The sequence below is a fragment of the Streptomyces sp. HP-A2021 genome (genome assembly GCF_022807935.1).
GTDB classification, from domain to species: domain Bacteria; phylum Actinomycetota; class Actinomycetes; order Streptomycetales; family Streptomycetaceae; genus Streptomyces; species Streptomyces afghaniensis.
Map to the genome: position 1 here is coordinate 5,957,223 of NZ_CP094344.1, position 13,839 is coordinate 5,971,061.

At 70.1% G+C, this 13,839-nt stretch carries 7 protein-coding genes and 1 pseudogene; 6 read left to right on the forward strand and 2 right to left on the reverse strand.

Annotated features, from left to right (window positions below; all coding sequences use genetic code 11):
* Positions 1-53: 53 nt before the first annotated feature.
* A complete protein-coding gene (locus MQE23_RS27025) occupies positions 54-623 on the reverse strand; it encodes a GNAT family N-acetyltransferase (RefSeq protein WP_243380513.1) in 570 nt (189 codons plus the stop codon).
* Positions 624-902: 279 nt separating this feature from the next.
* On the opposite strand from MQE23_RS27025, the gene secA reads away from it, so the two are divergent.
* Positions 903-3,749, forward strand: coding sequence for a preprotein translocase subunit SecA (gene secA, locus MQE23_RS27030; RefSeq protein ID WP_020276236.1), 2,847 nt, complete (start codon positions 903-905; stop codon positions 3,747-3,749).
* A gap of 100 nt (positions 3,750-3,849) precedes the next feature.
* Here the strand turns inward: secA and MQE23_RS27035 are convergent, their stop codons facing one another.
* Positions 3,850-4,638, reverse strand: coding sequence for an Rv3235 family protein (locus MQE23_RS27035; protein ID WP_243380514.1), 789 nt, complete (start codon positions 4,636-4,638; stop codon positions 3,850-3,852).
* Positions 4,639-4,960: 322 nt separating this feature from the next.
* On the opposite strand from MQE23_RS27035, the gene MQE23_RS27040 reads away from it, so the two are divergent.
* The 5 genes and pseudogenes from MQE23_RS27040 (at position 4,961) to MQE23_RS27060 (ending at position 13,837) form a co-directional block, all read left to right on the forward strand.
* A complete protein-coding gene (locus MQE23_RS27040) occupies positions 4,961-5,476 on the forward strand; it encodes a hypothetical protein (protein WP_243380515.1) in 516 nt (171 codons plus the stop codon).
* Between the two features lie 87 nt (positions 5,477-5,563).
* Positions 5,564-6,226: an HAD hydrolase-like protein gene (locus MQE23_RS27045; RefSeq protein ID WP_020276239.1), complete on the forward strand. Its 663-nt coding sequence runs from the start codon at positions 5,564-5,566 to the stop codon at positions 6,224-6,226.
* Between the two features lie 556 nt (positions 6,227-6,782).
* Positions 6,783-11,741: an NAD-glutamate dehydrogenase gene (locus MQE23_RS27050; RefSeq protein WP_020276240.1), complete on the forward strand. Its 4,959-nt coding sequence runs from the start codon at positions 6,783-6,785 to the stop codon at positions 11,739-11,741.
* A gap of 131 nt (positions 11,742-11,872) precedes the next feature.
* The gene (locus tag MQE23_RS27055; RefSeq protein WP_037672624.1) at positions 11,873-12,331 is read left to right on the forward strand and encodes a GtrA family protein; all 459 of its coding nucleotides are present in this window, start codon (positions 11,873-11,875) and stop codon (positions 12,329-12,331) included.
* Positions 12,315-13,837: pseudogene (locus tag MQE23_RS27060) on the forward strand (hypothetical protein). The gene MQE23_RS27055 and the pseudogene MQE23_RS27060 overlap by 17 nt, the downstream one beginning before the upstream one ends.
* Positions 13,838-13,839 lie beyond the last annotated feature (2 nt).

The window sequence follows — 13,839 nt, forward strand, 5'->3', positions numbered from 1 at the left end:
GCCCCGGCGGCACGACTGCCCGCAGCTGAGCAGCTCAGCAGCCCTGAGAACAGCTACGCGCGCGCCGGCAAGTACGGGGCCGTCGACGGGAGGCTCAGGTCCGATGGGAGCAAGGAGCCGATCCAGGTGTCGCGGCGTACGCCCTTGTTGTTGGTCGCGGCGCGCAGCGTGCCTTCGATCGTGAAACCGGCTCGTTCCGCCACCGCGCGGGAGGCGCGGTTGCCCACCTCGGCGCGCCATTCGACGCGGTCGATCGCGGCGTGGACGAAGGCCCAGCGGCAGGCCGTGAGGGCGGCCTCCGTGATGTAGCCGTTGGCGCGGTGCTCCTTGGCGGCCCAGAAGCCGATCTCGCCCATGCCCAGGGCGCGCATGGTGATGCCGACCATGCCGGCGAGTTCTCCGGAGTGGAGGAAGACGCCGAAGGTGTACATGGATCCGTCCGCCCAGCCGTCGGGGACCAACTGCTCCGTGAAGGCCTCGGCGTGCTCGCGGAGGTAAGGCGAGGGGATCGTGGTCCAGCGCTGGATGTCGGGGTCCTGGCAGGCGTCGTACACCGCGTCGGTGTCCTGGGGGCCGACCGTGCGCAGCAGGAGGCGGTCCGTGGTGAGGGTGACGGGGTCCATCGGCCGATTGTGGTGGGAGGCCCCCGGAAGCGCCATCTGTTTGCTGTGGGTGAGGGAGTGGTCACGCTTCGCGTGATTCGGGTGAGGGATGCGGCACCATCCGAGGGGCCCGGACGTTGTTCCCTTTGAAGCAGAGTGAAAGCGAAATGAAGCAGCGGACGGTCGCCGTCACGGCAGGCCCTCCCGGCGCGGTGGGGTCCTCGCATACGATGGCCGTTGCTCAGTAAGTCAAGTGGTAACCGACCGTCCCAGGCCCGACCGGCAAGGAGACCAACCCCCGTGTCCGTCCTCTCGAAGATCATGCGTGCAGGCGAAGGCAAGATCCTGCGCAAGCTGCACCGCATCGCGGACCAGGTCAACTCCATCGAAGAGGACTTCGTCGACCTCTCCGACGCCGAGCTGCGGGCCCTCACCGATGAGTACAAGCAGCGCTACGCGGACGGCGAGACGCTCGACGACCTGCTGCCCGAGGCGTTCGCCACCGTCCGCGAGGCCGCCAAGCGCGTCCTGGGCCAGCGGCACTACGACGTGCAGATGATGGGCGGCGCCGCGCTGCACATGGGGTACGTGGCCGAGATGAAGACCGGTGAGGGCAAGACCCTCGTCGGCACGCTGCCGGCGTATCTGAACGCGCTGTCCGGCGAGGGCGTCCACATCATCACGGTGAACGACTACCTGGCCGAGCGCGACTCGGAGATGATGGGCCGCGTCCACCGCTTCCTGGGCCTGAACGTCGGCTGCATCCTCGCCAACATGACGCCGGCTCAGCGCCGCGAGCAGTACGCCTGCGACATCACGTACGGCACGAACAACGAGTTCGGCTTCGACTACCTGCGCGACAACATGGCGTGGTCCAAGGACGAGCTCGTCCAGCGCGGCCACAACTTCGCCATCGTCGACGAGGTCGACTCCATCCTCATCGACGAGGCCCGTACGCCGCTGATCATCTCCGGCCCGGCCGACCAGGCCACCAAGTGGTACGGCGACTTCGCCAAGCTGGTCAAGCGCCTCAAGCGCGGCGAGGCCGGCCAGCCGCTCAAGGGCATCGAGGAGACCGGCGACTACGACGTCGACGAGAAGAAGCGCACGGTCGCCATCCACGAGTCCGGCGTCAGCAAGGTCGAGGACTGGCTGGGCATCGACAACCTCTACGAGTCGGTGAACACCCCGCTGGTGGGCTACCTGAACAACGCCATCAAGGCCAAGGAGCTCTTCAAGAAGGACAAGGACTACGTCATCATCGACGACGAGGTCATGATCGTCGACGAGCACACCGGACGTATCCTCGCGGGCCGCCGTTACAACGAGGGCATGCACCAGGCGATCGAGGCGAAGGAAGGGGTGCCGATCAAGGACGAGAACCAGACGCTCGCCACGATCACGCTCCAGAACTTCTTCCGCCTCTACAAGCGCCACGACCACAAGGGCAAGGAGCAGCCCGGCCTGTGCGGCATGACCGGTACGGCCATGACCGAGGCCGCCGAGTTCCACCAGATCTACAAGCTCGGCGTGGTGCCGATCCCGACCAACCGGCCGATGGTCCGCAAGGACCAGTCGGACCTGATCTACCGGACCGAGGTCGCCAAGTTCGAGGCGGTCGTCGACGACATCGAGGAGAAGCACCGCAAGGGCCAGCCGATCCTCGTCGGCACCACCTCGGTCGAGAAGTCCGAGTACCTCTCGCAGCAGCTCAGCAAGCGCGGCATCCAGCACGAGGTGCTGAACGCCAAGCAGCACGACCGTGAGGCGCAGATCGTCGCCCAGGCAGGCCGCAAGGGCTCCGTCACGGTGGCCACGAACATGGCCGGACGTGGTACGGACATCAAGCTCGGCGGCAACCCCGAGGACCTCGCCGAGGCGGAGCTGCGCCAGCGCGGCCTCGACCCCGAGGAGCACATCGAGGAGTGGGCCCAGGCCCTGCCCGAGGCGCTCAAGCGCGCCGAGAAGGCCGTCCAGGCCGAGAAGGACGAGGTCGAGAAGCTCGGCGGGCTCTATGTGCTGGGCACCGAGCGGCACGAGTCGCGGCGGATCGACAACCAGCTGCGCGGTCGTTCCGGCCGTCAGGGCGACCCCGGCGAGTCCCGCTTCTACCTCTCCCTCGGCGACGACCTGATGCGGCTGTTCAAGGCCCAGATGGTCGAGCGCGTGATGTCGATGGCGAACGTCCCTGACGACGTGCCGATCGAGAACAAGATGGTCACGCGCGCGATCGCCTCCGCCCAGTCGCAGGTGGAGCAGCAGAACTTCGAGACCCGTAAGAACGTCCTGAAGTACGACGAGGTCCTCAACCGCCAGCGTGAGGTCATCTACGGCGAGCGGCGCCGCGTCCTGGAGGGCGAGGACCTGCACGAGCAGGTGCAGCACTTCATGGACGACACGATCGACGCGTACATCCAGGCCGAGACCGCCGAGGGCTTCCCCGAGGACTGGGACCTCGACCGGCTGTGGGGCGCCTTCAAGCAGCTCTACCCGTGCAACGTCACGGTCGAGGAGCTGGAGGAGGCGGCCGGCGACCGGGCCGGACTGACCGCCGAGTTCATCGGCGACTCCATCAAGGACGACATCCACGAGCAGTACGCGGCGCGCGAGGCGCAGCTCGGCTCCGAGATCATGCGTGAGCTGGAGCGCCGGGTCGTGCTGTCGGTCCTCGACCGCAAGTGGCGCGAGCACCTCTACGAGATGGACTACCTCCAGGAGGGCATCGGCCTGCGCGCGATGGCGCAGAAGGACCCGCTGGTCGAGTACCAGCGCGAGGGCTTCGACATGTTCACCGCCATGATGGAGGGCATCAAGGAGGAGTCCGTCGGCTACCTGTTCAACCTGGAGGTCCAGGTCGAGCAGCAGGTCGAGGAGGTCCCCGTCGAGGACACCAAGCCGGTGGCCGACCTGGAGAAGCACGACACGGTGCCGGCGCAGGCCGGTTCCCGCCCGGAGATCCGCGCCAAGGGGCTCGACGCTCCGCAGCGGCGCAACCTCCACTTCTCCGCGCCGACGGTCGACGGCGAGGGCGGCACCGTCGAGGGTGACTTCGCCACCGACGACGAGCCGGTGCGTTCCGAGGCCGACGGCCTCACGCGCGCGGAGCGCCGCAAGCAGGCGCGGAGCCGGGGCCGCCGTAAGAAGTGAGGGTCGCCGAGGCACCGTAGCGGCTTGAAGGGCCGGACACCCTAGGGTGTCCGGCCCTTCGGCTTGGTGGATCGGCGGCTCTGTGGCCTGCGGCGACGGCTCAGTCGGCCTCTGCGCGGGGCGGGCGGGGGCCGCCGAGTTCTACCGCCGTGCAGCGCCAGCGGAGGTCCTGGCCGAGTTCCAGGCGGAAGGCCATGGCGCGCAGTCGGTCGCCGGCGCCGATGCGGGCGAAGGCCTCGATGGCGCCGGGGCGGGGTTCGAAGTAGCCGATGTCCCGGACGACGGGGCGGGCGCCGCGGGTGCGCAGGGGGCCGCGCTCGGCGAGCCAGGCCAGTTCGTCGTAGGCGCGGCCCCGGGTGTGGCGGAGCATCGAGTGGACGGGGCGGTGGCCGCTGAGCACGGCGAGCAGGAGGTCGGCGAAGAGGTCGGTGGGGAGGAGGCGGGGGACCGGAGCCGGGCGGCGGGGGTGCTGGGCCGGGACGCGTGGGGCGGTGTCCCGCAGGGCCGGAGCGGGTGTGGCCTTCCGGGATGCCGGGACCGGTGTGGAGTTCCGGGATGCCGGGGCGGTGGTTCCGGTCGCTCTGCGGGGTGCTGCGGGGGCGGCGGAGGGCGTCGGTGGGCGGGTGTCAGTGGGGCGGGTGCGGGGGCTCGCGGTGCGGGCGGAGCCCGGAGGCCTGCCGTCGGCTGCCGGGGTGGGGGCGGGGCCTCCGCCGGGGGTGCGGGGTGGGGCGGTGCCCCCGGGGACCCGGGGAGTGGGGCTCCCGGGGGTGCGTGGTGTGGTGCTGCCGGGTGTGCGTGGGCCGGCGCTGCCGCCGGGGCGGCGTGGGTCGCGGCGGGCCGGCGGGCGGGCGGCCGGGCGCTGCTGTGCCCTGGTCATGACCTTGTGCATGGGGGGTCCCCGTTTCATGGGCCCGGTAGATACCGGGGGGTAACTTCGGGTTGGTGATCTTGTACGGGGCCGACGGGGGCAGAGGCAAGGAAGCGGACACCGGGTGGCGGGCGCCGGAAGGGTTCACCTATCCGGGTGGTGCGCAGGGCATGAAGCCAGTCAGTGCGGGGGCGGGCCGGGTGAATGACGGGCCCGGAGTTGCCGCGTCCGGCGTCACAGGGCGGAACTCGAAAGGGGACGCGCCGCACGTATCCTGAAGGCCCTCCGGAGCCCTGCGACCGTGACCACGACCACGAAACGACCACGAAAGAAGCGGCCAGCCATGCGTGTCTACGTGCCCCTGACCCTCCCCGGCCTCGCAGAGGCGTACAAGACGGGTGAGCTGGGAGCCGGGCCGTCCGCCGCGTACGCCGTGACGCCCGGGCTGCGCGAGTGGTACCTCTCCGACGACATCGAGGAACTGGAGTACGCGGCGCTGAGCCGGGCCGCCCTGGCCTCGCTGCGGCTGCTGGCGGCCGAGCCGGAGGCGCCGCGGCGGCGGGTCGTGGTGGCCGTGGACGTGCCCGACCGGGCCGCGAGTGCGGACCCCGACCGGGGGCTCGACCCGGCGGCGCTGGGAGAGGTGCGGGTCGCCGGCCCCGTCGCGCTGGCCAAGGCCGCGTCCGTGCATGTCGACGCCGCGGATGCGGAGGCGGACGTGACCGCGGCGGCCGAGGCCCTGCCCGCGGCGGACGGTGGGGACGACGACGCGCAGTTCGTCGTGGACGGGGCGGAGGACCACGAGCTGCTGTGGTTCGCCACGCAGGAGATCCCGAACCTGGTGGGGCGCGGGGACTGAGCGCCGGGGCGGGTGCTCTCGGCGTTCAGGGGGCGCGTTGAGTTGCCGTTCTCTTGATTGTCAGTGGGGGCGGGTACGTTTTGGGGCATGGGGAAGCAGACGGGCGCGCACATTGTCTGGGACTGGAACGGGACGCTGTTCCATGACATCGACGCGATCATCGGGGCGACGAACGCGGCGTTCGCCGAGCTGGGGCTGGAGCCGCTGACGCTGGAGAAGTACCGGGAGCTGTACTGCGTGCCGGTGCCGAAGTTCTATGAGCGACTGATGGGGCGGCTGCCGACCGAGGCCGAGTGGGAGGTCATGGACGACATCTTCCATCGGTACTACGCGGAGCACCGGGTGAGCTGCGGGCTGACGGTGGGGGCGGTGGAGCTGCTGTCCGGGTGGCGGTCGGCGGGGCGGAGTCAGTCGATCCTGAGCATGTACGTGCACGAGGAGCTGGTCCCGTTGGTGCGGGGGTTCGGGATCGAGCCGCACTTCATACGGGTGGACGGGCGGACCGGGCCGTCGGGGGGCAGCAAGGCCGAGCACATGGTGCGGCATCTGGGGTCACTGAGAGTTGATCCTGAACGGACCGTTGTGATCGGGGATGCGGCGGATGACGCGGTGGCTGCGCAGCATGTGGGTGCGCGGGCCGTGCTGTACACCGGCGGGTCGCACAGTCGGGCGAGTCTGGAGGCAGTGGGGGTGCCTGTGGTGGACACGCTTGAGGAGGCCGTGGCGGAGGCGGAGCGGCTGGCGGCGTAGCTGGGTGCTCGGCGTCGGCGCTGGGGGCGGGTGGGGCCGCAGCCCGGCGGAGGGGGGGCCGCTGCGCCCACCCGGGCCGCCCTCAGCGGCACGATTGCCCGCAGCTATGGCCGCCGATAGGTGGCCGCACTGTGCAGAACGTCAAACTTCCAGGCCTGGTTTTGTACACATACGGCTCATGACGGGCCCCCTGTGAGGAGCGATAGCCTTGGTGGCGTGATCAGCGCGATAGTTCGCGGGGACGTCGTCGTCCCTGCCCTGCGCCCGGAGAGCACGGACCACATCCGTGACCGGGCGGCGGTCGCTGGTCTTCGCGGGCGGGACGGGGCTTCGAGGACTCCCTGGACGCCGAGCACCACCCGGATCGAGGCGTCGCAGAGAGCAGCCTCACACCCGTGGGGCAGCTCAAGATTGGCTCAGACACCCCCGCTCATCTCACCTTGCGGCATAGCGTCGGAACAGACCGGATACCCCGTGTCACGACGTGACGTCGTAAGCGCAGAGGCCGTACTTCCTTCTACGTCACGCAACGGCGCGCGACAGGAGCCAGAGGACAATGCAGACCAAGCTGGACGAAGCCAAGGCCGAGTTGCTCGAGAGGGCCGCCCGGGTAGCTGAGAACAGCCCGGTCGGGGGGCACCTACCGACCGGGTCGACGGGCGAGGAGACCCCAGACGCCCAGGAAGCCCCGGATCGCGAGTCCCTGCTCTCGTTCCTCCAGCGTTACTACCTGCACACGGCCCCGGAGGACCTCAGCGACCGTGACCCGGTCGATGTCTTCGGAGCCGCCGTCTCGCACTACCGGCTGGCCGAGAACCGCCCCCAGGGCACGGCCAACGTGCGGGTGCACACCCCCACGGTCGAAGAGAACGGGTGGACGTGCAGCCACTCCGTCGTCGAGGTCGTCACCGACGACATGCCCTTCCTCGTCGACTCCGTCACCAATGAGCTGACGCGGCAGGGGCGCGGGATCCACGTCGTCATCCACCCGCAGTTCGTCGTGCGGCGCGATGTCACCGGCAAGCTCATCGAGGTGCTGCCCACGCCCGCGACCGGCATGGGCGACCTTCCGCACGACGCGCACATCGAATCCTGGATCCATGTCGAGATCGACCGCGAGACCGACCGGGCCGATCTGAAGCAGATCACCGCCGACTTGCTGCGGGTGCTGTCCGACGCCCGTGAGGCCGTCGAGGACTGGGGCAAGATGCGGGAGGCGGCGATCCGGCTGGCGGAGGGGCTGCCGGACGAGCCCATCCCCGGTGACCTGCCCGGACCCCAGGTCGAGGAGGCCCGCGAGCTGCTGCGCTGGCTGGCCGACGACCACTTCACCTTCCTCGGCTACCGCGAGTACCAGCTGCGCGGGGACGACTCGCTGGCCGCCGTGCCCGGCACCGGCCTCGGCATCCTGCGCGCCGACCCGCACCACTCCGATCAGGAGAGCCACCCGGTCAGCCCGTCCTTCGAGCGGCTGCCCGCCGACGCCCGGGCCAAGGCGCGCGAGCACAAGCTGCTCGTCCTGACCAAGGCGAACAGCCGGTCGACCGTGCACCGGCCGTCGTACCTGGACTACATCGGGGTCAAGAAGTTCGACGCCGAGGGCAATGTCGTCGGCGAGCGGCGGTTCCTCGGGCTGTTCTCCTCCGCCGCCTACACCGAGTCCGTGCGCCGGGTCCCGGTCATCCGGCGCAAGGTCGAGGAGGTCCTCGAACAGGCCGGGTTCTCGCCCAACAGCCACGACGGTCGCGACCTGCTCCAGATCCTGGAGACGTACCCGCGCGACGAGCTGTTCCAGACCCCGGTCGACGAGCTGCGGTCCATTGTCACCTCCGTCCTCTACCTCCAGGAGCGCAGGCGGCTGAGGCTCTACCTGCGCCAGGACGAGTACGGGCGCTACTACTCCGCCCTCGTCTACCTCCCGCGCGACCGCTACACCACGGCCGTCCGCCTGCGGATCATCGAGATCCTCAAGGAGGAACTGGGCGGCATCAGCGTCGACTTCACGGCCTGGAACACCGAGTCGATCCTGTCCCGGCTGCACTTCGTGGTCCGGGTCCCGCAGGGCACCGAGCTGCCCGAGCTGTCCGACGCCGACAAGGACCGCATCGAGGCCCGGCTGGTGGAGGCCGCGCGCTCCTGGGAGGACGCCTTCGCCGAGGCGCTCAACGCCGAGCTCGGCGAGGAGCAGGCGGCGGAACTGATGCGCCGGTACGCGCACGCCTTCCCCGAGGGCTACAAGGCCGACCACAACCCGCGCGCCGCGGTCGCCGACCTCGTCCACCTCGAACAGCTGAACGCAGAGGAAGGCAAGGACTTCGCGCTCAGCCTCTACGAGCCGGTGGGCGCCGCCCCCGAGGAGCGCCGCTTCAAGATCTACCGCACGGGCGACGCCATCTCCCTGTCGGCGGTGCTGCCGGTCCTCAACCGGCTCGGCGTCGAGGTCGTCGACGAGCGGCCGTACGAGCTGCGCTGCTCGGACCGGAGCGTGGCCTGGATCTACGACTTCGGCCTGCGCATGCCCCGCTCCGGCAGCGGCGGGGACTACCTCGGCGACGACGCCCGCGAGCGGTTCCAGGACGCCTTCGCCGCCACCTGGACCGGCAAGGCGGAGAACGACGGCTTCAACGCCCTGGTGCTGAGCGCCGGGCTGACCTGGCGCCAGGCGATGGTGCTGCGGGCGTACGCGAAGTACCTGCGGCAGGCGGCGTCCACGTTCAGCCAGGACTACATGGAGGACACCCTCCGCAACAACGTCCACACCACCCGCCTGCTCGTCTCCCTGTTCGAGGCACGGATGTCGCCGGACCGGCAGCGCGCGGGACACGAGATCGTGGACGCGCTGCTGGAGGAGGTCGACGCGGCCCTCGACCAGGTGGCCTCGCTCGACGAGGACCGGATCCTGCGGTCCTTCCTCACCGTCATCAAGGCGACGCTGCGGACCAACTTCTTCCAGGAGGCGGCGGGCGGCAAGCCGCACGAGTACATCTCCATGAAGTTCGACCCGCAGGCCATCCCGGACCTTCCGGCGCCCCGCCCGGCGTTCGAGATCTGGGTGTACTCGCCGCGCGTCGAGGGCGTGCACCTGCGCTTCGGCAAGGTCGCGCGCGGTGGTCTGCGCTGGTCCGACCGGCGTGAGGACTTCCGCACGGAGATCCTCGGCCTGGTCAAGGCGCAGATGGTGAAGAACACCGTCATCGTGCCGGTCGGCGCGAAGGGCGGCTTCGTCGCCAAGCAGCTGCCCGACCCGAGCGTCGACCGGGACGCGTGGATGGCCGAGGGCGTCGCCAGCTACAAGACCTTCATCTCGGCGCTGCTCGACATCACCGACAACATGGTGGCCGGCGAGGTCGTGCCCCCGGCGGACGTCGTGAGGCACGACGAGGACGACACCTACCTCGTCGTCGCCGCCGACAAGGGCACCGCGACCTTCTCCGACATCGCCAACGGGGTCGCCGAGCAGTACAACTTCTGGCTCGGCGACGCCTTCGCCTCCGGCGGCTCGGCCGGCTACGACCACAAGGGCATGGGCATCACCGCCCGCGGCGCCTGGGAGTCCGTCAAGCGGCACTTCCGGGAGCTGGGCGTGGACACGCAGACCCAGGACTTCACGGTCGTCGGCATCGGCGACATGTCCGGTGACGTGTTCGGCAACGGCATGCTGCTCTCCGAGCACATCCGGCTGGTGGCCGCCTTCGACCACCGGCACATCTTCATCGACCCGAACCCGGACGCCGCCACCTCCTACGCCGAGCGCCGCCGCCTGTTCGAGCTGCCGCGTTCCAGCTGGGAGGACTACAACAAGGAGCTCCTGTCGGCCGGCGGCGGCATCTTCCCGCGTACGGCCAAGGCGATCCCGGTCAACGCCCACATCCGCGAGGCCCTCGGCATCGAGGCCAAGGTCACCAAGCTGACCCCGGCCGACCTGATGAAGGCGATCCTCCAGGCGCCGGTGGACCTGCTGTGGAACGGCGGCATCGGTACGTACGTCAAGTCCTCCGCCGAGTCCAACGCGGACGTCGGCGACAAGGCCAACGACGCCATCCGCGTCGACGGCAAGGACCTGCGCGTCAAGGTCGTCGGCGAGGGCGGCAACCTGGGCCTGACCCAGCTCGGCCGGATCGAGTTCGCGCTGCACGGCGGCCGGATCAACACCGACGCCATCGACAACAGCGCGGGCGTGGACACCTCCGACCACGAGGTGAACATCAAGATCCTGCTCAACGGCCTGGTCGCGGACGGCGACATGACCGTCAAGCAGCGCAACAAGCTGCTCGCCGAGATGACGGACGAGGTCGGCCAGCTGGTGCTGCGCAACAACTACGCGCAGAACACGGCGATCGCCAACGCCCTCGCCCAGTCCAAGGACATGCTCCACGCCCAGCAGCGCTTCATGAAGCACCTGGTCAGGGAAGGCCACCTCGACCGGGCGCTGGAGTTCCTGCCCACCGACCGGCAGATCCGCGAGCGGCTCGCCCAGGGGCAGGGCCTGACCAGCCCGGAGACGGCCGTCCTGCTGGCGTACACGAAGATCACGGTCGCCGAGGAGCTGTTGCACACCTCGCTGCCCGACGACCCGTACCTGCGGGGCCTGCTGCACTGCTACTTCCCGACCGCGCTGCGCGAGCAGTTCGCGGAGCGCATCGACGGCCACCCGCTGCGCCGTGAGATCACCACGACCGTCCTGGTCAACGACACGGTCAACACCGGCGGTACGACGTACCTGCACCGCCTGCGCGAGGAGACCGGCGCATCCCTGGAGGAGATCGTCCGGGCCCAGACCGCGGCCCGTGCGATCTTCCGCTCCGCCGAGGTGTGGGACGGGGTGGAGGCGCTCGACAACAAGGCCGAGGCCGACGTCCAGACCCGCATCCGGCTGCACTCGCGCCGTCTCGTGGAGCGCGGCACGCGCTGGCTGCTCAACAACCGGCCGCAACCGCTCCAGCTCGCCGAGACCGTCGACTTCTTCGCCGACCGGGTCGAGCAGGTCTGGGGGCAGCTGCCGAAGCTGCTGCGCGGCGCGGACCTGGAGTGGTACCAGAAGATCTACGACGAGCTGACGGACGCCGGTGTCCCGGACGAACTCGCCACCCGCGTGGCCGGGTTCTCCTCCGCCTTCCCGACGCTCGACATCGTCTCGATCGCCGACCGCATGGGCCGGGAGCCGCTGGACGTCGCCGAGGTCTACTACGACCTCGCCGACCGGCTGCGGATCACCCAGCTCATGGACCGCATCATCGAGCTGCCCCGCGCCGACCGCTGGCAGTCCATGGCCCGCGCGGCGATCCGCGAGGACCTGTACGCGGCGCACGCGGCGCTGACCGCGGACGTCCTGGCGGTGGGCAACGGCACGTCGACGCCCGAGCAGCGCTACAAGGCGTGGGAGCAGAAGAACGCGGCGATCCTCGGCCGGGCCCGCACCACACTGGAGGAGATCCAGGGATCCGAGGCGTTCGACCTCGCGAACCTGTCGGTGGCGATGCGGACGATGCGCACGCTGCTGCGGACGCATTCGTAGCAGTACGGCGTCCTGGGCGCCCCGGGCCGATTCCGGCCCGGGGCGTTTTCTTCTTGGCGTGCGTTTTGTTCTTGGCGTGCCTTAGGGCGATTCGAGTGGAGGACTTACCGTTTCCGGCTAAGGCTTAGGACGTGACAGTGAACCTCTCCGGGGAGCGAGCGGCCGCTCCCCCCACGCCGGTGAAGCGCGTCGTCGTCGAAGTGGTGAACTTCGCGCTGGTCGGCGGGAGCGGCGTCGCGGTGAACTTCCTGGTGTTCAACGTGCTCCTGCACGGCCTGCACCGGGCTGCCATGCCGGCGACCGTGCTGGCCAGCCTGATCGCCATGGGCACCAATTACCTCGGGTTCCGGTATTTCACCTACCGGGACAGGGCGTCCCGGACCCGGCGCCAGATCGCGCTGTTCTTCGTCTTCAGCGGAATCGGCGTGGCCATGGAGAGCGGGCTGTTCTACGTCGGGTACCACGGACTCGGCCTGACCGGCCCCTTCGAGTCCAACGCGGTCAAGGCGGCTTCCATCGTGCTGGCCTCTGCCTTCCGCTTCCTCGTCTACCGCACCTGGGTGTTCCAGCACGATGCGCACCGCACCTAGACCGGCGGCCCTCGCCGCGCAGGCGGCTGCCGCGGTGGTCGTCCTGCTGCTGGTCCTCGTGATCGTCCGGCTGCCGTGGGCCGGGGACCTCGGCATGCACGCCGCGACCGTCCAGCGGCTGCGGCACGATCTCGTCGACCCGGGCAATCCGCTCGTCGACGCGGACACGCCGAGCCCGTACTACTCGCCCTGGATGCTGGTGCTCGGCTGTGTCGCCCGGGTGAGCGGTCTGTCGGTGTTCGTGGTGCTCCGGCTGGGGGCGCTGGCCGGGCTCGCGCTGCTGCTGTCGGGGGTGTGGCGGTACGTGCGGACGCTGAGCGGCCATCGTGCCGCGCCCGCACTGGCCGTACTGAGCCTGCTGTTCCTGTGGGGGACGGCCCTGTTCAACTGGAGCGGCTTCTACGGGCTCAACTCGCTCGCGCTGACGGTGTCGTATCCGAGCGTGTTGGCGCTGGGGCTCGCGTTCCACTTCTGGGCGTGGCTCGGGCGGGCGGTGCGCGGTGACGGCCACGGCGACGGCGGCGGCTACGGCCGCGGCGACGATGGTCATGGTGACGCGGGGTGGGGCGTGTGGCTGGGTCTGGGGGCGCTGTGGGCGGTGATCCTGCTCTGCCATCAGTTCGCGGGGGTGGTGGCCACGCTGGGGGCGCTCGCGACGGTGGTGGCCGCGCGGCCGGGCCGGGTGGTGTGGATCCGGCTGGGCGGTGGGCTGGCGCTGGGGCTCGTCGTGTTGCTGCTGTGGCCGTACTACGACTTCTTCGCGTTGTTCGGGGCCGGGGCTGATCTGGAGTCGGTGCACCGGCCGCTGTACGAGGACCTGGTCGGGCGGTACTGGCTGGTGCTGCTCGGGGTGGTGGCACTGGGGGTGCGGTGGTGGCGGGACCGGTGGGATCCGCTGGTGCTGTTCTTCGTGCTGGGGGTCGTCGTCGTGACGGTGGGTGGGGTGAGCGGGCACTGGTCGTGGGGGCGGGCGCTGCCGGCGGCGCTGATTCCGGCGCAGGTCGCGGTGGCGGTGGAGGTGGGGGAGGCCGGGCGGCGGGGGCCCGGGCGGGGTGGGCGTGCGTGCTGGGGGTGGCGTTGGCCGTGGGGGCTTGGACGCAGGTGGGGACGCTCGGGTACGTGGTGAAGACTCGGGATCTGCCGGAGGCCGTCGCGGAGAAGTACCGGCGGCCCTGGGCGGGGTACTACTGGATGACGCCGTGGGTGAAGTACGGGGACGTGGTGATGGCCCGGGAAGGGCGGCCGGCCCGGCAGATCCCCGCGTACGGGGCGTACACCGTGGCGCCTGGGTATCCCGACTTCTTTCTGGCGGGGGAAGGGCGGCGGGCGGCGGCTGTGCGCAGGTATTTCGCTCAGGGGACGTCGGGGCCGGAGCGCGAGGAGATTCTTCGGGAGTACGGGGTGCGGTGGGTTGTGGACAAGGGGGCTGCTGGGAAACGTGGTGTGGGGTTGCGGGAGGTGACTCGGGGGCCGGAGGGGCAGGTGTTGTACGCGGTGGTGCGGTGACC